At 59.6% G+C, this 22,885-nt stretch carries 18 protein-coding genes; all 18 read left to right on the top strand.

From position 1 onward, the window contains the following. Positions 1–1,525 (top strand): asparagine synthase (glutamine-hydrolyzing) (gene asnB, locus GXP39_11910; GenBank protein NOZ28740.1); only part of this gene is annotated, 1,525 nt, incomplete at its 5' end. A 70-nt stretch (positions 1,526–1,595) separates the two neighbouring features. Continuing rightward, the gene (gene nadE, locus GXP39_11905) at positions 1,596–2,600 is read left to right on the top strand and encodes an NAD(+) synthase (GenBank protein ID NOZ28739.1); all 1,005 of its coding nucleotides are present in this window, start codon (positions 1,596–1,598) and stop codon (positions 2,598–2,600) included. A 67-nt stretch (positions 2,601–2,667) separates the two neighbouring features. Continuing rightward, positions 2,668–4,143 (top strand): DUF362 domain-containing protein, encoded by a 1,476-nt coding sequence (locus GXP39_11900; GenBank protein ID NOZ28738.1) that lies wholly within the window; start codon positions 2,668–2,670, stop codon positions 4,141–4,143. Between the two features lie 16 nt (positions 4,144–4,159). Further along, a complete protein-coding gene (locus tag GXP39_11895; GenBank protein NOZ28737.1) occupies positions 4,160–5,269 on the top strand; it encodes an acyltransferase in 1,110 nt (369 codons plus the stop codon). A 224-nt stretch (positions 5,270–5,493) separates the two neighbouring features. Continuing rightward, a complete protein-coding gene (locus GXP39_11890) occupies positions 5,494–6,519 on the top strand; it encodes a DUF4915 domain-containing protein (protein ID NOZ28736.1) in 1,026 nt (341 codons plus the stop codon). Positions 6,520–6,549: 30 nt separating this feature from the next. Continuing rightward, a complete protein-coding gene (locus GXP39_11885) occupies positions 6,550–7,968 on the top strand; it encodes a hypothetical protein (GenBank protein NOZ28735.1) in 1,419 nt (472 codons plus the stop codon). Positions 7,969–7,979: 11 nt separating this feature from the next. Further along, the gene (locus GXP39_11880) at positions 7,980–8,762 is read left to right on the top strand and encodes an ABC transporter permease (protein NOZ28734.1); all 783 of its coding nucleotides are present in this window, start codon (positions 7,980–7,982) and stop codon (positions 8,760–8,762) included. Between the two features lie 5 nt (positions 8,763–8,767). Next, entirely contained in the window at positions 8,768–10,045 is a 1,278-nt protein-coding gene (locus GXP39_11875) for an ABC transporter ATP-binding protein (protein ID NOZ28733.1), read from the top strand. Positions 10,046–10,090: 45 nt separating this feature from the next. Next, positions 10,091–11,752, top strand: coding sequence for a hypothetical protein (locus tag GXP39_11870; GenBank protein ID NOZ28732.1), 1,662 nt, complete (start codon positions 10,091–10,093; stop codon positions 11,750–11,752). Between the two features lie 2 nt (positions 11,753–11,754). Beyond that, positions 11,755–13,002 carry a glycosyltransferase gene (locus tag GXP39_11865; GenBank protein NOZ28731.1) on the top strand — a complete coding sequence of 416 codons (1,248 nt, stop codon included), beginning with the start codon at positions 11,755–11,757 and terminating at the stop codon, positions 13,000–13,002. Continuing rightward, positions 12,989–14,212, top strand: coding sequence for a glycosyltransferase (locus GXP39_11860; GenBank protein ID NOZ28730.1), 1,224 nt, complete (start codon positions 12,989–12,991; stop codon positions 14,210–14,212). The genes GXP39_11865 and GXP39_11860 overlap by 14 nt, the downstream gene beginning before the upstream one ends. Then, on the top strand, positions 14,209–15,585 hold the full coding sequence (locus GXP39_11855; protein ID NOZ28729.1) for a glycosyltransferase family 4 protein: 1,377 nt from the start codon (positions 14,209–14,211) through the stop codon (positions 15,583–15,585). Before GXP39_11860 ends, GXP39_11855 begins: the two co-directional genes overlap by 4 nt. After that, the gene (locus tag GXP39_11850) at positions 15,569–16,483 is read left to right on the top strand and encodes a glycosyltransferase family 2 protein (protein NOZ28728.1); all 915 of its coding nucleotides are present in this window, start codon (positions 15,569–15,571) and stop codon (positions 16,481–16,483) included. Before GXP39_11855 ends, GXP39_11850 begins: the two co-directional genes overlap by 17 nt. A 52-nt stretch (positions 16,484–16,535) precedes the next feature. After that, the gene (locus GXP39_11845; GenBank protein NOZ28727.1) at positions 16,536–17,477 is read left to right on the top strand and encodes a glycosyltransferase; all 942 of its coding nucleotides are present in this window, start codon (positions 16,536–16,538) and stop codon (positions 17,475–17,477) included. A 57-nt stretch (positions 17,478–17,534) separates the two neighbouring features. Further along, a complete protein-coding gene (locus tag GXP39_11840) occupies positions 17,535–18,938 on the top strand; it encodes a hypothetical protein (protein ID NOZ28726.1) in 1,404 nt (467 codons plus the stop codon). Positions 18,939–18,990: 52 nt separating this feature from the next. Next, positions 18,991–19,902 carry a glycosyltransferase family 2 protein gene (locus GXP39_11835; protein ID NOZ28725.1) on the top strand — a complete coding sequence of 304 codons (912 nt, stop codon included), beginning with the start codon at positions 18,991–18,993 and terminating at the stop codon, positions 19,900–19,902. 233 nt (positions 19,903–20,135) lie between these two features. Further along, complete coding sequence (locus GXP39_11830) at positions 20,136–21,311, top strand: glycosyltransferase family 4 protein (GenBank protein ID NOZ28724.1); 1,176 nt, start codon at positions 20,136–20,138, stop codon at positions 21,309–21,311. A gap of 101 nt (positions 21,312–21,412) precedes the next feature. After that, positions 21,413–22,882 carry a sugar transferase gene (locus GXP39_11825; protein NOZ28723.1) on the top strand — a complete coding sequence of 490 codons (1,470 nt, stop codon included), beginning with the start codon at positions 21,413–21,415 and terminating at the stop codon, positions 22,880–22,882. The last annotated feature ends 3 nt before the right edge of the window (positions 22,883–22,885 follow it).

The following is a 22,885-nucleotide window of genomic DNA, read 5'->3' as shown; positions in this document are numbered from 1 at the left end:
CTCCGAGATCAAGGCGCTGTTGGCCCATCCGGACACGAGCGCCGAGATCGCCCCCTCCTCTCTGGAGCAGGTGTTCACCTTCTGGAGCACGCTGTCCCCGTATACGGTGTTTCGGGATATCTATGAGGTCCCACCCGCCCATTACCTGCAGGTGCGAGACGGGCAATTTACCCTCCACCCATACTGGGAGCTCGATTTCGCGCCAGGGAACGCCCCCCAGCGCACCGATCAGGAGTACCTGGATGAATTCGAAGACCTGCTCATCGACGCCACCCGGATCCGACTGCGGGCTGATGTGCCCGTCGGCGCCTATCTGAGCGGCGGTTTGGACTCGTCGGTGACGGCGGCGCTGATCCGGAATTACACGGATAACCGGCTGGATACGTTCTCCATCGCCTTCGATGATCCGGCGTTTGACGAGAGCCCATATCAAGAGGCGATGGCCCGGTTCCTGGGCACTCACCACCGGATCACCCGCTGCTCGTATGCGGACATCGCGCGCGTATTTCCCGACGTGATCTGGCACACGGAAACCCCGATCCTCCGAACGTCGCCAGCCCCGATGTTCCTCCTCTCGCAGCTCGTGCGCGAACACGGGCTGAAGGTCGTGCTCACCGGGGAGGGCGCCGACGAATTCCTGGCGGGATACAACATCTTCAAGGAGATGAAGGTCCGTCGCTTCTGGGCCAAAGCTCCCGACTCCCGCATGCGCCCGCTGTTGCTGGATCGCCTCTATCCTTACGTGCCCGATCTCCACCGCGGGGGCCGCGCCTATCGGGCCGCCTTCTTCAGGAAGGGGCTGACAGATACCGACTCACCCTTCTACTCGCATGCCATCCGCTGGATGAACATGAGACGTGCGCGTCGATTTCTCTTACAACACCGACGGGACGCACACGCGGGCGACGGGGGCACATATCCCATCCCCCTTCCTCCATCTTTTTCATCCTGGTCTCACCTGGGGCAAGCGCAATACCTGGAGATCGTCACCTTCCTCTCCCCATATCTGCTCTCCTCACAGGGAGACCGAATGGCGATGGCCCACTCGGTCGAGGGACGCTTCCCCTTCCTCGATCATCGGGTGGTCGAATTCTGCAGCCGGTTGCCGCCCCGGCTGAAGCTGCGAGGGCTGACGGAGAAATGGCTATTAAAGCAGCTGGGGAGAAAGCTTCTGCCCGACGACATCTGGAAACGTCCCAAACAACCCTACCGGGCCCCTATCCACCCGAGCTTCTTCGCCCCTTCCACGCCCGAGTACGTGCGTGAGCTGCTCTCGGACCGGTCGTTGAAGGAGAGCCACCTCTTCCATCCCGCCGCAGTGGCTCAGCTGGTACGCAAGGCCGAACAAGGCCGGCCGCTCAGCGAGATCGAGGACATGGCCCTGGTGGGGATCCTATCGACCCAGCTGGTGTACGAACAGTTCGTCAAGAGATTCCGTCCGGCGAATTTCAACGATTGGGATCGGCTCAAGGTCGTCGATCACACGCAGCCCATCGCGGCGGCAAGCGAGCGCGCCGCCGGGTGATCCACAACGGCATCCCCGTCGAGATCGCCGGCGGGATCGCCCGCACTATCTGCCTCAACAGAGTGAAAAAATGAACGGTCACAGTCATAGCGCCCATCAGCCCATTGCAAACTTCGACAAAAGCGCTCTCGATCTGGATGTCGCAGCGGAGACGGAACGCATCACGACCTGGCTTCGGCAGGCCGTACATCAGAGGCTCCGCCGCAAAGGAGCCGTGGTAGGCATCAGCGGCGGGGTGGATTCCTCCGTGGTGCTGGCCCTATGTGTCAAAGCCTTCGGGACCGACCGCGTCGTCGGCATACTCCTCCCGGAGAGGGAGTCCAGCCCGGATAGCACCCAACTGGCGTTGAAGGTCGCGCAACACTACGGTGTGCAGACGGTCACGGAGGACATCACGGCGGCGCTGGAGGGATTCGGCTGCTACCGCCGTCGAGACGAGGCGATCCGGCGCGTGTTTCCCGAATACGGCCCCGGCTGGAAGGCCAGGATCGTCCTGCCGGGGAACCTGCTGGAACAGGAGACACTGAACTTTTTCCTATTGAAGGTGACCAGCCCAGACGGGCAGGAATACAGCAAGCGGCTCCCCCCGCGTGAATACTACGAGATCGTCGCCGCGTCCAACTTCAAGCAGCGCACCCGCATGGCGATGCTCTACTACCATGCGGAATTACGCAATTACGCCGTCGTCGGCACGGCCAACCGAGACGAACACGATCTGGGATTTTTCGTCAAACACGGCGACGGCGGCGTGGACGTCAGCCCGATCGCGCACTTGTTCAAGACACAGGTCTACCAGCTGGCACAGCACCTGGGCGTGCCGGAGGAGATCCGGGCACGAAAGCCCACCACGGATACGTACAGCGCCGGCGGGACCCAGGAGGAGTTCTTCTTCCGGGTGCCGTTTGAGGTGCTGGATGTGGTCTGGGCGGGACGCGAGGCAGGCGTCCCTATGGAAGTCATCGCCCAGGCGCTGGAGCTTACGCCAGAGCAAGTCGCTCGTATCGCCACCGATATCGGACGGAAACAGCGCACCACAGCGTATCTTCGTATGCCGGTCATGCGTCTCTCCAAATAGTACAGTGGCGATTCCTGGCCACTCCCGCATGGCCGACTCAAGGACCGAGGGCAAAAGGACGACATTCATGGATATGAACGCCCGGATCTCACGCAGGCGATTGCTAAAGCTGTTAGCTGGCGCCGCCGGGGTGGTCGGCATCCCCGGAACGATCGCCCGCGTGTTGTCCTTCCGTGCGGAGGAGACCCGGTATTTTCCAGACATCTGGCACCATACGGACGCATCCGTCACGCCCTCCATGACGCCTCTCCGTCCGACGGCCACGAGCACCCCTTCGGCCACATCCACCCCATCAGCGACACCTACGGCGACGGACACGCCCGCTCCGACCGATACGCCGACAGCCACGGATACACCTGCCGCGACGGACACGCCCACGGCAACCGACACACCGACGCCGACCGACACGCCCGCAGCCACGGACACGCCAACACCGACGGATACGCCCACGCCGACCGAGACGCCCACGGCTACGGACACGCCAACACCAACCGACACACCCAGCCCGACAGCCACATCGGCCGCACCGCCGACGACGGGCACGGTCGTCCATGTCCACAGCAACGACGCCACGTACTGGGATAGAACGGACAGCCAATACTGGAATTACGTGGATCAGGACGTCGTCGATGCGATGGTTGACCAAGGGCTTATGGCGTTGACCGGGACGTCTACCGTCGCCGACGCGTGGGCCGCCCTGCTGCCCTCCTACCGCCCAGGTCAGGGGATCGCCATCAAGGTGAATTTCAACAATGCCCAACGTGTGTGTGACAACACCAGCGGTAAGATCGACGCCTTGATCCAGCCCGTAAACGCCGTTATCCGGGGCTTAAAGAAGCGAGGCGTGGCGGAGTCCGATATCTGGGTCTACGACGCTATCCGGTGGATGCCCGATCGATTTGTGAACGGATGTCTATACAACGGCGTGCGATTCTTCGATGCCCACTGCCGGGAGACCGCGGGATTTAGCAGCAGCGACCCGGCGGCCTACATCACGTTCTCACCGCCCGCCGGAACGCCAGCTCCGCCGCCAACGAGGATCACAGACGTCCTGATTCGCGCCACCTACGTGATCAACATGCCCATCCTAAAGCGCCACAGCCTTGCCGGGATCTCTCTGGGCTTTAAGAATCACCTTGGGAGCGTGAACAAGCCCGGGAATTTTCACGCGTATATCGATCCGAAAGGGGACTACTTCTCATCCACCTACAACCCATTGGTTGATCTATTCCAGAACCCTCATATCCAAAACAAGACCATCCTAACCATCGGGGATGGACTGTTTGGAGCCAAGGAGTTCAATATCCCCCCCTCGCCGTGGTCGACGTTTGGGGGACAGATGCCCAACAGCCTGTTCTTCGCTGTTGACCCGGTAGCGATCGATTGCGTCATGTGCGATTTCCTGGCAGCCGAGATGTCGATCCCCTCGGAAGCCGATGACTACCTCCACCTGGCTTACCAGGCTGGGATCGGGATCTTTGAGCGTGGTGATCCATGGGGCAGTGGATATGACCAGATAAACTACCAGATCATCCAACTGTAACAATGAGGATCTCGTAGTGAAGAACCGGCTGTTGTTTCTCAATGGGCTGGCCATCCTGGCCGTCGTCATCAACCACGCGGCATCATGGGGATATACAGCCATGTTCTGGTGGGTGGATCGCTACCGGCATGTGCCTCCTCCCAACTTCGATCAGGTTGGCAGCCTGCCTTACTATGGATTACTAGCAGCCAAACAACTGACCGTGTTTAGCGTGCCCGCTTTCCTTTTTGTATCGGGTTTTTTTATTGCCTACGCCGCGCGCGGGACGCAGAATATGCTCAACTGGAGGATGATCAGGCGCCGAGTCTCCAACCTGCTGATTCCTTACTTTCTTTGGTCCATCGTCATATTCATAGGAGACGCGATCCAGGGGCAAACGTATCCCTTCACCGAATATCTCGTTCGCCTGATTCAGGGGCAAGCCACATCAGCGTATTTTTATGTCCCCCTGCTTTGCCAATTCTACCTCTTGTCCCCTTTCGTCGTACGCACCGTAAAAGCCCGATGGCAGCTTGCTCTGATCGGGGCGGCCATAGTCCAGATAGCCGTCATAGCCCTCAAGTATCTTCTCTTATTTTCGGATAAGATCTCTCACGCCACCCTTATCAGGCATATCACATCACCATGGCTGTTTCCCGGATGGATCTTCTTCTTCGTCTTCGGGGTCGTTTTCAGCTTCCATCGTGAACGCATCCTTCCACTGGTGCTTCCATCTAAAAGGAAGGCCCTGGCCCTCCTCGCCGTCCTTACGCTGCTCGTCATTGTAGAGCCCGAGTTTATCTACCGACTTACAGGACGCGATTGGCGGGGAACCCCCCTCGCCATCTCCGGGGGCTTATACGCCCTCTACTTTATCCTGTGCTTCGCAACGATGGGAAACGTCCTCGCCCCCTTTTCCAACCTGTTTCACCAGCTCGGGCGTAAATCCTTCGGCATATATCTCCTCCATCCCAAAGTGCTGGAGTTCTTCGCCCGGGTAATTCGGCAGGTTGCTCCCTGGTTGCTCGGACACCAGATCCTTTATCAGCCGATACTGATCATCCTGGGCGTGAGTGTTCCGTCGCTGTTCATGACGGCCGTTACCAAATCATCCCTGCGCCGTTTCTACCACCTTCTGTTCGGGTAGGAGATCTCTCCCCCACCTCCTTGTTTGTCCGGGCTCGGTCCAGGTGAGATCCGGGGCGAGCCCGGACAAACAAGCGGCAGCGAGGAAAGGAACCTTCTGGGGGATTCAACGCTCCCGATCCTCTCAAAGAGTGGATTGGGGCGGCAACAGAGCTCCTTTCCATTCTGCCCCGTGGACGTTACAGAATCGCTTCACGACCATCACAGAAGGAGAACCTTTCCAAAGTGAGATTGGTCATCTCATTCTGCAACCAGCCACCTCACACCACAGAATCGAATCTCGTAGTGTTGGACACAACGAACGGACAACAATCGTGGATACCCAGCCTCATCAGAAACAGGGGGTTTACAGGGATCACACAAGATGACGAGCATATATACGCAGCGAATCAACCGGAAGATGATCGTCAAGAGAAGCCGGCTATAACCGTGATCCGAAAGGACACAATGGAGCCTATATGGGTCGCCAGGCTGCCGGAAGCAAGCGATGTCCACTCCATATTTCTAGATGGACGCAACAACCTGTACGTCGCCTCCACAGGGACGGAGCAGATCATTCTGTATCACGTAGACACAAAATCCCGGAAGATCACTTTTGTAAAAAGCATATGGCAACCATATTCATATAAAGATAAGGCTGGGGTAATCATCACGACAACAGGAAGGCTCCTAGCACACAAAAGACCCAAAATACGAACCCTCATGCGCATGATCCTGGATCGTTCGATCTGCAGCCCTGTCGCCTGTAGAAACACAACCAGCAGCCATCACATCAATTCAATTGCCATACACAAAGGAGACATTTACATATCCGCATTCGGGCCACAAAAGGGCAAGCTCAAAAGCACGGCAACAAACGGATACGTCTATAACATTACGAAAGGGACAAAGATATTAAACGGAATATACCATCCACACTCGTTGATCGTGTCAGATCACGGGGTTTTCTACTGCGAGTCGGCTAGAAGAAAAATCAAAAACCACCAAACAGACGTGATTATCCTGAACAGCGGATATACGCGCGGCTTGTGCGTAGAGAATGGACACATTATAGTCGGGTCGAGTACGGGCAGGAGAAAGTCTAGGAGCACCCACATCGTGAATAACATAGCGGACCCAGGACTCCTGGAGCCCGTTTGCAAGGTCTCCATCTTTCAACATTCCAAGGAGACGGAAACGTACGAACTGGTCAAAGAATATGACTTCCTGCCTCATCGCACAGAGATCTACGACATCATGGTATTGAGATAAAACCTTCCATCGATGATGAGATACTTTCTCGTGCTGCTGTTGTGGGGAACCGCCTATATGCTCCAGGTCGCACCGAGGCCGTCACAAGCCCAACAAAGCACCTGGCGTACTCCCACCCGATTATATAGCTCCGATGGAGAGGTGGGATTGCGCCCGCTTCTGCTAAGCGACAGGATGGGACGCCTGCACCTGTTCTGGAACGAGATCGAGTCGGAGGACGCAGACCAGAGCCGTCCCGCCATCTTCTACATGGTCAAGGACGGAGACCAGTGGTCCAAGCCGATCGATGTGCTCACCCAACCTCAGGGTCGGATGGACTTTCCCCGAGGGGTCATCGATCCATACGGGCGCATTCACATCCTGTACGGCGGGCTCAGTGAATTTCTCACCTACAGTCACAGCCGAAGCACCGACCCTCGATCCGCCCAGGATTGGACGCCCCCCCTATCTCTGGCACAACCACCACAGGTGGGTGGCGATATCACATTAGGGGTGGAGGACGAGCTTCACGTCGCGTACGGTATGCCCTCCGGCTTGATCTACCATCTGACCTCCACCGACTGGGGGCGAACCTGGAGCGCTCCTGATCTGGCCATCTCATCCTCCTTTCCGGATGCGACGATCGCCCCCGGCGGGGTCTTCCTGAGGAGCTCCCCAGACGGCACCTTACACCTGGTCTGGAACGTGGTGGCGCAGCCGGGTGGATATCCTCCGCTCGGAGCCTTCTACGCGCGATCCACGGACGACGGCCAGAGCTGGTCGGAGCCCGTGGAGATCGCCCCTCCCGACCACATGGTTACCGCCATCCTGACCGACGGAAACGGACAGGTACATATCCTGTATACCGGGCGCGTTGGAGTGGGCGGTAGATACCATCGCTGGTCCTCAGATGCCGGGCGAACCTGGTCCAGCCCTCTGCCACTCTCATCCCCCGCGGAAGGATCCGGATTAAGCGGCGGTGACCTGGCGATGGATTCATCCGGCAGGGTGCACGCCGTCTTTGGATTGGGGACGAACCGCATCATCGCCTACAGCCAATGGGACGGCGGTCCCTGGAGCCGATGGCGGAACATCGCCCAGGGGGTTCCTGGCGGCCTGGAGGGGATGACCCTGGAGATCACGCGAGGAGCCGAGTTACACGCGGTATGGGAGGCCGATCATCGTGACATCTGGTATGCGGAGGGACAAACCTCCGCCCCGATGATCCCTGTACAAACGTTCGTCCCCCTTCCGACAATGAAACCCACACCCACTCCCATAATCATGCCGACGGAGGTCGCCCCAACGCCCGTTCAACCGACCATCACACCTGCCGGCTCTTGGGAGACCACCCGGCCACAAGCGAACGAGATCCCCCCCTCGCTCACACTGCTCATCGGGGCGACATCCAGCCTGTTAGTCATCGGATGTGCAGTCATATGGCAACTATCAAGGCGGAAAAGGGGTTAGTTTCCTTCACAATGAGGCAACACCTGACCACGCTATGGACACACCGCGAGTTGCTCTGGTTCTGGATTCAACGCGAGGTACGAGTGCGTTACAAGCAATCCATCCTCGGCATCGCCTGGGCCATCCTGCAGCCGGCCGCGCTGGCCGCTATATTTTCGTTGGTATTTTCCGTCCTCGTTCGGGTTCCCTCCGACGGGATCCCATACCCGTTATTCGCTTACGCGGCTTTAGTCCCCTGGAGCTTCTTTGCCACATCGCTCAACCAGGGAATTCCCAGCCTGGTGAATCAGATGAACCTGATCACGAAGGCGGCCTTTCCCAAGGAAATTCTCCCCTTGGGGGCGATCGGGGCCAGTCTGGTGGATTTCTGCTTCGCCTTCGGGGTTTTCATCGGCATGCTATTGGTCTATCGCTACCCTTTGAGCGCCACTATGCTCTGGCTCCCCCTCCTCGTCCTGTTGCAAACGGGACTGGCCGTCGGGGTCACGCTCATCGGATCCGCCTTGAACGTGTTCTTCCGGGACATCCGGTTCGTCATCCCGCTGGCGGTCCAGATCTGGATGTACGCGACCCCCATCGTATACCCCTCCAGCCTGGTGCCCGCACACCTGCGCACGCTCTACGCGTTGAACCCAATGGTGGGGATCATCGAATCTTATCGCAATATCTTTCTACACGGACGCCCCCCCGATTGGACCCTGCTGGCCACGGGGGCGCTCTCGACCACGATCCTGCTTCTCGCCGGTTACGCGTTCTTTAAACGCGTTGAACCGATCTTTGCCGATATTATCTGAGGACCATGAGCCACGCAATCCGATTTCACCATGTCCACAAACGTTACCGTCTGGGCGTCTACACAGGTTCCCTACGATCCACGTTAGCAAGCTTGCTTTCGCGAAACAGAGAGGAGGGAACCACCAACATCTGGGCGCTCAAGGACGTATCCTTTGAGATCGCTCCGGGAGAGTCCGTGGGCCTGGTGGGCCCCAACGGAGCCGGCAAATCCACCACGCTCAGGCTGATTGCGGGGATCACTCGGCCCACCTCTGGCGAGATCTCCGTGAACGGGCGCGTATCCACGCTGCTCGAGCTGGGCGCTGGATTCCATCCGGAGCTGACAGGTCGAGAGAATATCTTCCTGTACGGGTCGATCCTAGGGCTCAGCCGTCGGGAGGTCCAAAAGGCCTTCGATAGCATTGTGGCTTTCTCGGAGCTCGAGCGCTTCCTGGACACGCCGCTGAAACGGTACTCCTCCGGGATGTACGTGCGCTTAGCGTTCGCCGTGGCCGCCCATGTGTATCCCGACATCCTGCTGGTCGATGAGGTCCTGGCCGTGGGCGACGCGGGCTTCCGCCAAAAATGCATGGATCGGATGGCCGAGCTGCTCCAGGCGGGGACGACCCTGCTGTTCGTCTCCCACAGCTCGCACATGGTGCAGACCGTGTGCCAAAGGGCCATCTATCTGCGCGGGGGAAAACTGATTAAGGATGGAGAATCCAGCGCCGTATTGCGCATGTATGAGCACGATCTTCGCCGAGCCCGGACGATCGCTGCCCAGACGACGCATGAGGCAGATGACGTCTCATCGGAAGCCTTAGAGATCACGGACATCTCCGTTCTCGACCTACAAGGACGCCATCGAGAGGCCTTTGAATACTTCGATGGCGCCAAAATCCAGGTGCGCTATCGGGCGCATACCCCTGTCGAAAGGCCTATACTCCACATACGCCTCTTTCGCGATGATGGGGTAGCATGTTTTACGGTTCGATCGAATCAGCCTAACGCACAGCTCACCGACATCACGCTCGCAGGAGAGGGGGAGTTCGCCTTGCGGATCGAACCACTGCAGCTATACGGTGGGGCATACCGGGCACAGGTGGCCATCACCGATCGATCGAATGCCTCCGTAATGGCGAGAGGACATTCCCCCTGGTTTCAGGTGGATGGCCCTGGGAACATCGACATCGCCAACGAGCGGCTTGGAATCTACGTCCCTTATACCGCATGGGAGGTGAACGGCCGCATTTGGGAGCCCCCATCCCCGATGCCTACCCCCCTCGCGAGCAGGCATAAGTGAAGTCGTCATCCCGGGAAGTGAAGAGAGCGTTGAGAGGTGGATGAGATGAGTTTCGGTCAAGCGAGAGCTTTGGTGATTGGATTGGATGCGGCGACGTTCGACGTGATCACCCCCTTGTTGCAGGCGGGGCAATTGCCCACGCTCGCGCGGCTGATGGAAGAGGGCTCGCATGGGGTGCTGCAATCGACCATCCCGCCCCTGTCGCCGGCCGCGTGGGTATCGGCGATCACGGGCAAGAATCCAGGAAAGCACGGCATCTTCGATTTTCGCCATCTCGACCTGAACGCCCCTCACGGACGCAAGGAAACGCTGGCCAGCGCGACGGAATACGCGGGGATGACGATCTTCGACTATCTGGGGAAGCGAGGGATGCGAGTGGGAGCCTTCCATATCCCGTTGACCTACCCCGCCTGGCCGATCAACGGCATCATGATATCCGGCCCCGTCACCCCCGATCATCGACGCGCCTACACGTACCCGCCGGATCTATCCGAGGAGATCGGCCCCCTCGCACGTCACCAAGGCCCGGAACAATTGGAGGGCTTTGACGACGAGGCATATTTAGAGGAGCTGATCTGGAATACGGAGACCCATTTCCGTATCGGGGCGCGGCTCCTGGAGCAGAAAGGGCCGTTCGACCTGTTTTGGTTCCATCTGCACAGCCTGGACAGCGTTCAACATCGCTTTTGGCGCTACGCGGAGGCGACGACGCAAGGCGCAAAAGATAAGCCAACGTGGCTCGCCGACGCGATCAATCATTTATATCGCTTGGCGGATGAAGGAGTCCGGTTGTTGCTAGACCGGGTAGGGCCAGACACCCTGGTATACGTAATCTCAGATCACGGCGCCATGCCACGACCATCCACGGAACTGTGCGTGAACGTGTGGCTCCAGATGCGAGGATACCAGACCACGTGGGGGCAATCCGACGGCGAAGGCCTGCTCCGCACCATGTATCGTCGCGCCAAGTCCCTTCTTCCCTCTCCGCTGCGCCAGAGGCTCATCGGTGAGCTACCTACCCAGGCCCGACAGACGATCGCCCAGTTCTCCTCTGGAGGCATCAAGTGGTCCCACACGATCGCCTCCTTTTTTCCCTTGGCCGACCCAATCGGCGGCATCGTCATCAATCTGACGGGACGGAACCCCAAGGGAATCGTGAGGCCAGAGGAGTATGAGGCGGTGCGCCAGCAGATCATCCACGATCTGAGCACGCTGGTGGACCCCACCACGGGGCAGGCGGTCGTAGAGCAGATATGGCGTCGCGAGGAGATCTACACGGGTCCTCACATGGAATCAGCCCCCGACATCCTGTTCCGGGTGGCAAGGCGATACCATCTGTCCAACGCTTTGGAGGGATCCATCATCTATCCCACCCTGCCGATCGACACCAAAAGCTGGAGCGGGATACATACCATGGAGGGGATCCTCATCGCCAAGGCCCCCTTTATCCGATCGAGATATCGGGTTGAGTCAGCCCGCCTCATCGACATCGCCCCCACGCTCCTGTACGCGCTCGGCCTTCCCATCCCCGCGGATCTGGACGGGCGGGTCCTTACCGAGATCTTCCTTCCTGAATTCGTGGAAGATCATCCTATCCTGAACGAGGAGCCGATCAGCAGCCCTGATCCGCACGATCCCCACGCCCTCTCAAAAGAGGAAGCCGCCGCCATGGTCGATCGGCTCCGCATGCTGGGGTATATCGAGTGATCATGTCGCACACACCTTCCGCCCCTCTGGTCAGCGTCGTGATTCCCGTGTACAATCGGATCGCCTATCTCGACGATACGATCCAGAGCGTCTTGGGCCAGACGTACCCCCATTGGGAGATCACGATCGTTGACGATGGATCGGAGGAGGAAACCTCCCAAGCATTGCAGCGCTACGCCAGCGAGCGAATCACGATCATCCGGCAGCCCAACCAAGGAAATGCGGTAGCTCGAAACACGGGGATCCGGGAGGCCAGAGGGCGATACATCATCTGCCTGGACTCGGACGACCTCTGGCATCCGGACATGCTACGGGAGTGCGTGGCCGTTCTGGAATCACACCCGGACGCCGATGTGGTGTACACGCAATTCCGGATTATGGATGCGGAGGGACAGGTGGTCCCCATCCCGCCCGCCCCCGAGCCCAAGGAAGGGGATCTCCTGGAATCACTGCTTATGGGGTTCCCGATCCTTCCCTCCTCCGCCCTGATCCGACGCAGGTGCTTTGAGCGATGGGGGATGTTCACGCCAGGGTTGGACGATTGGGAGATGTGGCTGCGATGGGCGGCCCACGGATGCCGGTTCAAGTGCATCGCGCGCCCTCGCGTCCTCTACCGGATCCACGATCGGAACTTTCACCTGGATTGGGCCAAGAGACGAAAGATCCACTTCGCCACGTTGGACACGTTCTATCGCCAGCCGAACCTCCCAGCTACGGCGATCCGGAGGCGCGACGAAGCCTACGCCAACCAACACTTCTACTTCGCCGTGCTTGCCTGGCGCGTGAACCGTCCCGATGACGCGCTGGCGGAGTTCGTGCGCGCGATCCGGGCAAATCCGAGATATCTGCGGGATCTGGACTTCTACACCCGGATCGCCTGTGCACATCAGAGCCGGATAGACGAGGGAAGCGCCCGGAATCTGAACCTCGACGTGGCCGAGCGGACGGTCATCCGATCCCTGGATGCTCTGTTCTCGGCCGGGGATCTCCCGGTCGCTGTACGGGATCAGCGAGCCAGCGCCTATGGATGGGCCTACCTGGCCCTCGCCCGATTGGCTTACTCCGTGCTCCAGGACATGGCGTCCACACGTCGATTCCTGCTGAGCGGCCTCGCCGCGTGGCCCCCTGTCCTGTGGCACACGGACTGGGTCCTGTGGCTTGTGCGCGCCATCCTGGGACGCAGACATATCCAACGGCTGAAGCGACTGGCACGCATTTATCCGACCGAGACGCGATATGCCGAAAGTTAGCGTGATCATCCCCACATACAACCACGCCCGCTACCTGGGGGAGGCCATTCAAAGCGCCCTGGATCAGACCTACCAGGATCTCGAAATCATCGTGATCGATGACGGGTCGACGGATTCCACCCCCCAGGTTGTGAGCACCTTCGGGGATCGGGTGCGCTACGTCTGGCAGGAGAACCGTGGGCTCTCCGCGGCGCGCAATACAGGTATCCGCATCGCCGAGGGCGAGATCATCGCCCTGCTGGATGCCGATGATAAGTGGGCGCCTGAATACCTGGCCACGATGGTCCCGGCCCTGCAAAGCGACGAATCGATCGGAGCCGCCTATTGCGGATGGCGCTACGTGGACGCCCACGGGAAGGAACTCCCCCAGATCGCCATCAAGACCGTGCCGCCGGATCAACTGTATGCCACACTCGCCTATTCGAACTTTCTGAACGTTTGCGGCGTGATCGTGCGCCGGGCTTGCTTCGACCATGTCGGGCTCTTCGATGAAAGCCTGCGTGCCTGCGAGGACTGGGATATGTGGCTGCGGATCCTGCCCCGATACCAGATGGTCGGCGTGCCCCAGGCATTGGTTCGATATCGGATCCACGGGCGCAACATGACGGCGGACCTGGAGCGTATGGCGACGGCCAGGCGCGCCGTGGTCCAAAAGCACTTCGGCCCAGAAGAGGGGGATCCCGCCACCTGGCCTCCAATTCGGCGCCGCGCTTACGGGGGACTCTATCTGAACATGGCGTTGGCCCACCTGCAACAGGGACACAGGCTTCAGGCACAGGAATACCTGAGGCGAGCCTTCACCGTATATCCACAGCTCGCGAGCAAGCTGGATGCTTTCTATGAGATCGGCTGCGCCCATCAACCGCCCGGATTCCACGGGGTCTTCAGCCATCTGGACCTGAATCGAAGCGTCCAAGACATGCTGGGAAGCCTGCAGGCGGTGTTCGAGGACGACGTTCTGCCTACAGAGCTTCAGAGGATACGCTCCGAGGCCTACGGACATGCCTATCTGGCCCTGGGGCTTCTGGCCTATGGATGTCGGCACATGGGGCAAACCCGAGGCTTCCTGTTACGGGCCATCATGGCCTATCCTCCCGTGGCGCTCCGGCATCGACAGGTCGTCTCCAAGTTCCTCAAATCACTCCTGGGGCGTCGCCTTCTGGATGCCTTAAAGGAGCAGCGCGCTGCATTGAGACTGAAACACTCATGAAAATCCTCTTCATATCGAATTTCTTCCCGCCCACACACACGGCGGGAACCGAGAATTACACGTATGGCATTGCACACGCCCTTCTGCAAGCGGGACACGCCGTTCGCGTCCTGTGTGCCGGACAGTGGGACGAGGGTCCACAACATTGGAACGGGTACAGCGAGGACATGTACAACGATGTCCCCATACGCAGGTTACATCTGAACTGGACCAAGGCCCCCGACCCGAACCGATACCTCTACGACAATCCAGTCGTCGCGCAACACCTGCGCGACTACCTGAAGCGATTCCGGCCGCACATCGTACACATCACATCGTGTTACACGCTTTCCGCGAGCGCCATACATGTTGTAAAAGAAGCGAATATCCCGCTGGTTATCACGCTGACGGACTTCTGGTTTCTCTGTCCCCGCCTGAATCTATTGCGAAGCGATGGCGAGTTATGCGATGGGCGCACGACGGATCAGGAGTGCCTGCGCTGCATGCTGCGAAATGCCAAGGTGTACTCCTTCCCCTCGAAGGTGTTGCCACAGCCAGTGGTGACCCGCTTTCTATCCATGCTCAGCCGCTATCCCAGCCTGACGCGATGGCGAGGGCTGCGCGGTATGGGGATCAACATAACGCACCGGAAAGCCTTCTTGCGCTCCACATTGGCGCTGGCCGACCACGTGATCGCTCCCTCTTCCTTCTTGAAAGACATCTTCCACCTGAATGGGTTCTCCTTCCCCATCCAGGTTCTTCCATATGGCCATGATCTGTCATGGCTCCAGGGTTATCCGGGAAAGACGCCCTCAGGGAAGATCCGGTTCGGGTATATTGGGCAGATCTCGTTCATCAAAGGGGTTCACGTTCTCGTTCAGGCGTTCAGGGAGGCGGTCTCAGGTGAGGAGGCCAGCTTGAGCATCTTCGGTGCCCTGGGGAAATCGCCCGCTTACTCCCTTCAGCTCCAGGAGATGGCCGCCCATCATCCGGGTATCCAATTCATGGGAGCATTTGACCATGACCGGCTGGGGGAGGTCCTGTCTCAGATCGACGTACTGGTCGTGCCGTCACTCTGGTATGAAAACAACCCCTTGGTTATCCAGGAAGCTTTTGCCACCCAAACCCCGGTCATCGCGACGAATCTGGGCGGGATGAGCGAATTCGTTCGTCACGAGGTCAACGGATTGCTCTTTGAGCGCGCCAGTGTGCCAGACCTGGCCCGCCAAATCCGCAGGATCCTGCAAACTCCCGCTTTGCTAGACAGGCTACGGGAGGGCATCCCACCGGTCAGGCGGATCGAGGAGGAGGTACGCGAGCTAACGGCCATCTATGAACAGCTCATCACTCCCCGGGTCCCGGTCGGGGAAATCGCCTATGAGCAGCCCCGATAGGCTCCCCCCGGTCTGCGTCGTCATCCTGAACTGGAACAACGCCGCTTATACCTTAAGGTGCCTGCGCTCAGTGACGGAGGCGCAGTATCCGGACCTCACGATCATCGTCGTGGACAATGGATCCACAGACAGCTCGGTGGCGGCCATCCGGGAACGATATCCGCAAGTCCATCTGCTGGCGCTGGAGAGGAATCTGGGATACGCAGGAGGCAACAACGCGGGTATCCAACATGCGCTGGGCCTGTCTCCTCGGTACATCTTCTTGCTCAACAACGACGTGACCATCGCGCCGGACGCGCTGCGACATCTCGTCACCGCCGCAGAGCAACACCCGGAAGCAGCCTTTCTGGGCCCCAAGATCTATCATTTGGACCATCCCGACCGAATTCAGTCGGCTGGCGCCACCCTCGACCTTTTATGGCGCTCTCACCAACGGGGCCTGGACGAGCCGGACGAGGGACAGTTCGACAAGCTAGAGGAGGTCGACTACGTGATCGGGGCCGCGGTGCTGATCCGAGCCGCGGCGCTGAGCCAGGTTGGGCTTCTGGATGATCGATTCTTCCTATACCGCGAGGACGTCGATTGGTGTCTCCGGGCGAGACGCCTGGGATATAAGATCCTCTACGTTCCGCAAGCTCGCGTATGGCACCGCAGTCATCACGTTCGCGCCGACGAATTGCCCCGCACGACGTATTACATGACCCGGAACTCGCTGATGCTCATCGCCAAGCACCGCGGCGGGATCGCGCGCCTCAGCGCGGTCCTGCTACGTCATCTACTGACCGCATTGACCTGGACGCTGAGGCCGAAATGGCGAGGGAAAAAGGCGGAGCGAGATGCCCTGATTCGAGGCATCATCGACTTTTTCCGCGGGAGAACGGGACAAGGATATGAGTAGGGCACCGTCACCTCGGCCGACCAGGGGCGATCGGCGCCCAGAGGAGAGCCCCTTGCCCCCCCTGGTTAGCGTCGTCACATTGACTTACAATCGCTGCCAGAGCGTATTGGAGCTCCTGGAGGCGCTTTCCGCTCAGGATTACGCTCATTATGAAGTCATTCTGGTGGACAACAACTCCGCGGATAACACCGTAGAGATCGTCCGCTCCAGATACCCGGATGTCAAAGTGCTCCGATGCCCCCAGAACTTCGGCATGGTGTCCTACAACTTCGGCCTGGCGAACGCCAATGGAGAGTACGTGATCGTCATCGACGACGATGGTTTGCCCGCCAGCCCGGACTGGATCTCGCAGATCGTCGATCGGTTCGAGTCCGATCCATCCCTGGGGGCCGTGGCATGCACCATCCGCATGAAGGACACCGGGCGCATCGCGTACGATAGCCCCCAATTCATTCCGGAGGGGGATCCGGCCAGAGGATTTCCTACCGCCGCATATAACGGGACCGGGGCCGGCCTCCGGATGGAGGCCCTACGTCAGGTGGGATACTACCCGTTTCACTTCTTCCGCTCCTGGCTAGAGCTTCATCTATGCACGCGCCTGATCGAGGCCGGATGGCAGGTCCGATACTTCCCCTCGTTGGAGGTATGGCATTGCCGTCCCACGGGATCCGTCTACCGCCCGGTCACTTATTATGGCTTGCGTAACTACCTCTGGTATGTATGGACGTTCTATCCCTGGCCGTATTGGATTCAGGAGACACTGCATTTCCTCGGCAGCCGGCTCAAGCTCACGTGGAGGCGCCCGGCCTCACTGCGGTTGCTGGCCAAAGCCACGATCGACGCCTTCCTCGGCTGGCCGCGATTCGCTTCCACGCGCCAGCCCATTTCGTCACAGACATTGAACTACCTGAGGCGTATCCGGCGGCATCGAAATGACTATGGCCTCGTGCCCGAATACCGGCGCTTTCCTGCTCCCTCCCCCAGCAACGCGTGAAACACGCAAGCAAGCGTCCAGACGTCCCACAAGTATTCGAGAGGTGATTGGATAACAGTGAGAGCGATCGCGGAGCGTCCCGTCGCTATCCGGCGGCTCAAGATCTGGGGAACCCTCCTCACCCTCTTGGGAGCCTTCTACATCGGCGCGCATCCCTCCCCCTTCGTGTTCATCTTACTCGTCGGGGCTCTCGGTGCTCTCGTCCTGCTGCGGCATCCTGTCGTCGGCCTCGCCGCCGTGATCCCCAGCGCCCTGCTCGCCCGCTACGCCCTGGGAACCGGCACCGATGTGGTCCTGAACCCGACCGTTTTATTGGTGCCAGCGCTGCTGGGCGTGTGGCTGCTCAGGATGATCCGCGAGCGGACATTGCATCTGTTCCCATCGCGCACGACCAAACCCCTGGCTCTCTTTCTGGCAACCGGGTTGCTCTCGCTAGGAATAGGCGTCGCGCTGTGGGATCCCCTAGTGCCCTACTCCTTTCACTTCACTATCGTGCAGTTGGCACAATGGGCCCTCTTCGCGTTCTCAGCCGGGATCTTCTGGCTGACGGGGAACTGGGTACGTGATGAGGCGACGTTGCGACGCTTGACCTTCACCTTCCTGGCCATTGGAGGCATGCTAGCCATTCTGCGGGTCATCCCGGAAGGGGCTCGAATTGTGCACCGGACCACCACGATCGCCCTGACCCGAGCCCCCTTCTGGATGCTATTGAGCGCTCTGGCTGGCGGACAGCTCCTCTTCAATCGGAACCTTTCCCTGGGATGGCGGCTCTTCCTGATCGCAACGCTGGCATCCGTGCTGGTGTACTCCTTCCAGCTCCAGCGCGAGACGATCTCCAACTGGGCGGGGGTGACGGCGGCGCTCTGTGTCCTGGCCTGGCTGCGCTGGACACGCTGGCGGTGGCTCCTGGTGGGACTCGCGCTGATCCTTCTGGTCATCTTCTTTCCAGCGATCTACAACTTCGCGGGGGGAAGCGCGGAGTGGGAAGAGAGTGGGGGCTCTCGCCTGGCCCTGATCAGCCGGGTCGTCCAGGTCACCTTGCGTAATCCGATCACCGGGCTGGGCCCCGCCGCGTACCGCCGATACGCCCGGATGGAGCCGCTGGCATACGGGGGTGCCTACTGGCTGGAGCCGAACGTCTCCTCCCACAACAACTACGTGGACCTCTTCTCACACGTCGGGCTGCTGGGATTGGGGTTGTTCCTCTGGTTCGCCGTCGAGGTCATCCGGCTGGCATTACATCTGCGCTCTCAGGCCACCAGCGGGTTTATCCAGGGATTCACGAACGGGATGCTGGCCGCCTGGGCGGGAGCACTGACTTTGATGATGTTCGCCGACTGGATCCTTCCCTTCGTATACAACATCGGCTTCCCAGGCTTTCAGGCCAGCGTGCTGGTATGGCTGTTCCTCGGGGGCCTCGTGTCGATCGAACAGATGGTATCTCGCGGGCAGAAGATATGACCCTCGCCTCTGTATAGCCAGGCGCGCCTATTCCCCCTTCGTGATGCCGCTTATGCCACCCGTAGATCTATCCATCATCATCGTCAACTGGAACACTCGTGATCTGCTGGCGAAGTGCCTGGAGTCCATAGCTGCCCATCCACCCGAGAGCGCCTTCGAGGTGCTCGTGGTGGATAATGCCTCAGACGACGGCAGCGCTCAGATGGTCCGAGAACGCTTCGCCTGGGTTCATCTCATCGAGAACCAGGAGAATGTGGGCTTCGCCCGCGCCAATAACCAGGCCATCCGACAATGCCAGGGACAGTACATCCTCCTCTTGAACAGCGACACGGAAGTGCTCCCTGGAGCCCTGGAGGAACTGGTGGCCTTTATGGAGTCCCATCCAAGGGCCGGGGCGGCTGGGGCTCGGCTGTTGAACTCTGATGGGAGTCTGCAGCCCTCCTGCCACCCGATGTTAACCCCCGGCCGTGAGCTGTGGCGGCTGTTATTCCTGGAGCGTGTTCGGGCGAGGGCGACCTATCCCATGCACCGGTGGGACGACACGACCCCCAGGCGGGTCGAGGTCATCAAGGGCGCCTGCTTACTACTCAGACGGGAAGCGCTGAATCAGATTGGGTTGCTCGATGAGTCCTATTTCATGTACACGGAGGAAGTGGATCTGTGCTACCGTCTGGCCCGGGCAGGATGGGAGCTATGGTGGGTGCCGACAGCAGTGGTGATTCATCACGGAGAGGCCAGCTCCTCTCAGATTGCCCAAGCCATGTATATCCAGCTATACCGCAGCAAGATCCAATTCTATCGTAAATTTGGCGGGGATCGCCGGGCCAGCCGATTCAAGTGGTTCCTACGGCTGGCCTACTGGCCACGATGGTTGGCGGCCACCATAGGCTCCGCGTTCTCCCCGAAGCTGGCCACTCGAGCCCAAACGTACCGGGCTCTACTGAAAGCACTCCCCGACATGTGACACACTGCCGGCCAAAAGCCCACTCGCTCGCGCCGTGCATTGTAAGCCACCCGTAAGCCATCACCCATTGACAGAGCGCACACAATACAATACCTTATACTCAGCCACACAAAATAGCTTGCCTTTATCGCGTCGACGTCGAAACATGACACGGGGTTCATTTGTGTCAGGGAACTCTGCTCTCCCCAGGATTCCATAAAGATAGAACACAAACTATCGTTACGGACGAAACTATGCGCATCTGTTACATCTTGCTATCTCCAACATTTGGAATGCACCAATATACGGCTGATTTGGCCAATCGGGCGGCCGACGCGGGTCACGAGGTCCACCTCGTGACCACAAAGCGCGTGCCGCGCGATCGCTATGCCCCTCAGGTGATCATTCACACGCCTGTGCTGACAACGAACACAGGACTCTCCCGAGAGGGGTTAAATGGCCGTGGATTGACGGCCGTCCATCGCACGGTCCGCCATATCCACCCAGATCTGGTACACTTCACCGGGCCCCATCTGTGGAATACCCTGTTGGCCCGCGCGTTGACCGACCAGAACATCCCTACGATCCACACGTTACACGATCTAGATCCACACTCCGGCACCTCTTACGCGCGCTACGGATTCCTGCTCAAGTTCTGGAACTGGCTGACCATCCGGGCCGTCGACCACGTTCTCGTACATAATCGGAGTTATCGGAACCGGCTGCTGGATTGGGGGGTGCCCTGGTCTCGCATCACGTTCACACCGCTTTTGCACCTCTTCCTCAGCCACACACACCTCACCGCCTTATCCCATCAGGCCGACGCGGTGAGATACGAGCCGTGGGCTCTCTTCTTCGGACGCCTGGAGCGATATAAAGGCATAGACGATCTACTCACCGCCTGCGAGATGATGGAAAATATCTCCCCGAATGGCCCTAAGGTCGTCCTGGCCGGGCCGGGGAATATCTCAAACCTGTGGGCCGGGCCATTGCCGGAACAACTCGAGGTCCGGAACCGTCTCATCGATGATGAGGAGGCAATCGACCTGTTCCGCCGGTGTGGGCTTGTGGTGCTCCCTTACACGGACGCCACTCAGTCCGCTTTGATCTCGGCAGCCTACTATTTCCACAAGCCCGTTCTCGTTACCCGCGTGGGGGCTCTGCCGGAATACGTAGAGGACAGGGTGACAGGGCAGATCGTGGAGCCGAGACATCCGGCCATGCTGGCCCGGTCATTGGAGGAAATGCTGCGAGACCCCGATCGTCTGAAGGCGATGGGGGAAGCTGGACGGGCCTGGTACGACACGCGCCGGATCGTCGAGACCCGGATGCTCTTCCAGATGTACGACTTCGTGGCTACAACGAATATTCATCACACCCCTTCTTCGTTCACGGTCGCGCCGGGAGCATACCGAACTCACGCTTCGTGAGCTAGAGTCCATATAAGGATTAAGGATGATATCTCACATAGAGCGATCAGCTCATCTCCCAGGTGTGGGTCGGGGAAGCGAGATGTAGGAGGAGCGATAACATGGAATTAGTTTCCCCAGCAATCCGTCGCCAGAGGCTGTGGCGAATCAAACTGGGATTACGGCTAACCGTCGCAGAACGCAGGCTCCTGTTGATCTTCATGGATTTGCTTCTCATCAACGGGGCACTGATCGCCGCGGTGACGCTCTGGAGCGGGTTCCCGCTATCCATCCCTGTGGTATGGGCTCACATCAAATGGTTTGCCACGCTATCTAGCTTGTGGTTCGGCTTCGGACTGGTCCTCGACATTTACAATCTGGCGCGCGCGGCCAGCACGACCACGATCCTGGCCAGCGCAGGGACCACCACGCTGCTTACGTGGTTTACGTATCTGTCTATCCCATGGCTGACCCCGCCCATTTCCACCCGCAGCTATGCGTTTGGGTTCCTGTTGCTCAGCATGGGGGCCGTCTTGAGCTGGCGCGTTTTCTACGCCCGGGCGCTCAACCAGCCGGCCTTCCGAGAACGCGCCATCATCTTGGGCGCATCGGAATCGGCGCGAGCGCTCATACCGGCCCTCTACCAGGCCAGCCGTGCCGACAACGCGAACCCCTTCCGCGGGACCGGATACCAGATCGTGGGGCTGGTCACGGCGGAATCTACGCCGCAGGGCCTCGATGATAACCAGATCCCCATCCTGGGTGAGGTCCAGAAACTCGTGCAGCTGGCCCGCCAGCATGACGCGAACGAGATCATCGTAGCCCTGGATGGGGCGCAAAAGCTGCCCCCACATGTGTATGAAGCCCTGCTGGACTGCCGAGAGGTCGGCCTACGGGTTCGCACGCTAGAGGACATATACGAACGACTCACGGCCCGTCTGCCGGTGGAATACGCCCGCCGGGACTTGCAGATCTTGCTGGGGCCGCTCGACGGGCCATCAACACGATTGTACTTTGCCGTCAAACGATTCATGGACCTGGTCATCGCGCTGGCAGCGTTGCCCACTCTGGCCTTGGTCGCTGCCATCGTGGCTGTGTGCAACGCGATCTGGTCACCGGGCCCCCTGTTTTATCGACAGCAGCGAGTGGGGCAGGGAGGCAAGCCCTTCGTGCTCATCAAGTTCCGATCCATGGTTCCGAGCGCTGAGCAGGATACCGGCCCCGTGTGGAGCGGAGAGGACGACGATCGCGTGACACCCGTGGGGCGATGGCTGCGCAAGACACGGCTGGACGAACTGCCGCAGATCTGGAACGTCCTACGCGGCGAGATGAGCATCGTGGGCCCACGACCCGAGCGACCGCACTTCGTCGGCCGGCTGGCTCGCGAGCTGCCCATCTATCGCGCGCGTCACGCGGTCAAGCCGGGCATCACCGGCTGGGCTCAGATCCGCTACCGGTATGGGAACTCCGTTGAGGACAGCCGCATCAAGCTGGAGTACGACCTGTACTACGTCAAGCATGCCTCCCTGTACCTGGACATACTCATCATGCTTCAGACGTTGCCCGTGATGCTCCAGCTCAAGGGGCAGTGACCT

It is taken from the genome of Chloroflexota bacterium (assembly GCA_013152435.1).
In the GTDB taxonomy this organism is placed as follows: Bacteria; Chloroflexota; Anaerolineae; order DUEN01; family DUEN01; genus DUEN01.
The sequence above is the reverse complement of the archived record's forward strand: the minus strand, read 5'-3'. Positions and strand labels throughout refer to the sequence as shown.

Excerpts from the sequence above, each read along its gene's own strand:
- nadE (NOZ28739.1), top strand. The coding sequence starts at position 1,596 with ATGAACGGTCACAGTCATAGCGCCCATCAGCCCATTGCAAACTTCGAC.
- GXP39_11900 (NOZ28738.1), top strand. The coding sequence starts at position 2,668 with ATGGATATGAACGCCCGGATCTCACGCAGGCGATTGCTAAAGCTGTTA.
- GXP39_11880 (NOZ28734.1), top strand. The coding sequence starts at position 7,980 with ATGAGGCAACACCTGACCACGCTATGGACACACCGCGAGTTGCTCTGG.
- GXP39_11875 (NOZ28733.1), top strand. The coding sequence starts at position 8,768 with ATGAGCCACGCAATCCGATTTCACCATGTCCACAAACGTTACCGTCTG.
- GXP39_11870 (NOZ28732.1), top strand. The coding sequence starts at position 10,091 with ATGAGTTTCGGTCAAGCGAGAGCTTTGGTGATTGGATTGGATGCGGCG.
- GXP39_11865 (NOZ28731.1), top strand. The coding sequence starts at position 11,755 with ATGTCGCACACACCTTCCGCCCCTCTGGTCAGCGTCGTGATTCCCGTG.
- GXP39_11860 (NOZ28730.1), top strand. The coding sequence starts at position 12,989 with ATGCCGAAAGTTAGCGTGATCATCCCCACATACAACCACGCCCGCTAC.
- GXP39_11855 (NOZ28729.1), top strand. The coding sequence starts at position 14,209 with ATGAAAATCCTCTTCATATCGAATTTCTTCCCGCCCACACACACGGCG.
- GXP39_11850 (NOZ28728.1), top strand. The coding sequence starts at position 15,569 with ATGAGCAGCCCCGATAGGCTCCCCCCGGTCTGCGTCGTCATCCTGAAC.
- GXP39_11835 (NOZ28725.1), top strand. The coding sequence starts at position 18,991 with ATGCCACCCGTAGATCTATCCATCATCATCGTCAACTGGAACACTCGT.
- GXP39_11830 (NOZ28724.1), top strand. The coding sequence starts at position 20,136 with ATGCGCATCTGTTACATCTTGCTATCTCCAACATTTGGAATGCACCAA.
- GXP39_11825 (NOZ28723.1), top strand. The coding sequence starts at position 21,413 with ATGGAATTAGTTTCCCCAGCAATCCGTCGCCAGAGGCTGTGGCGAATC.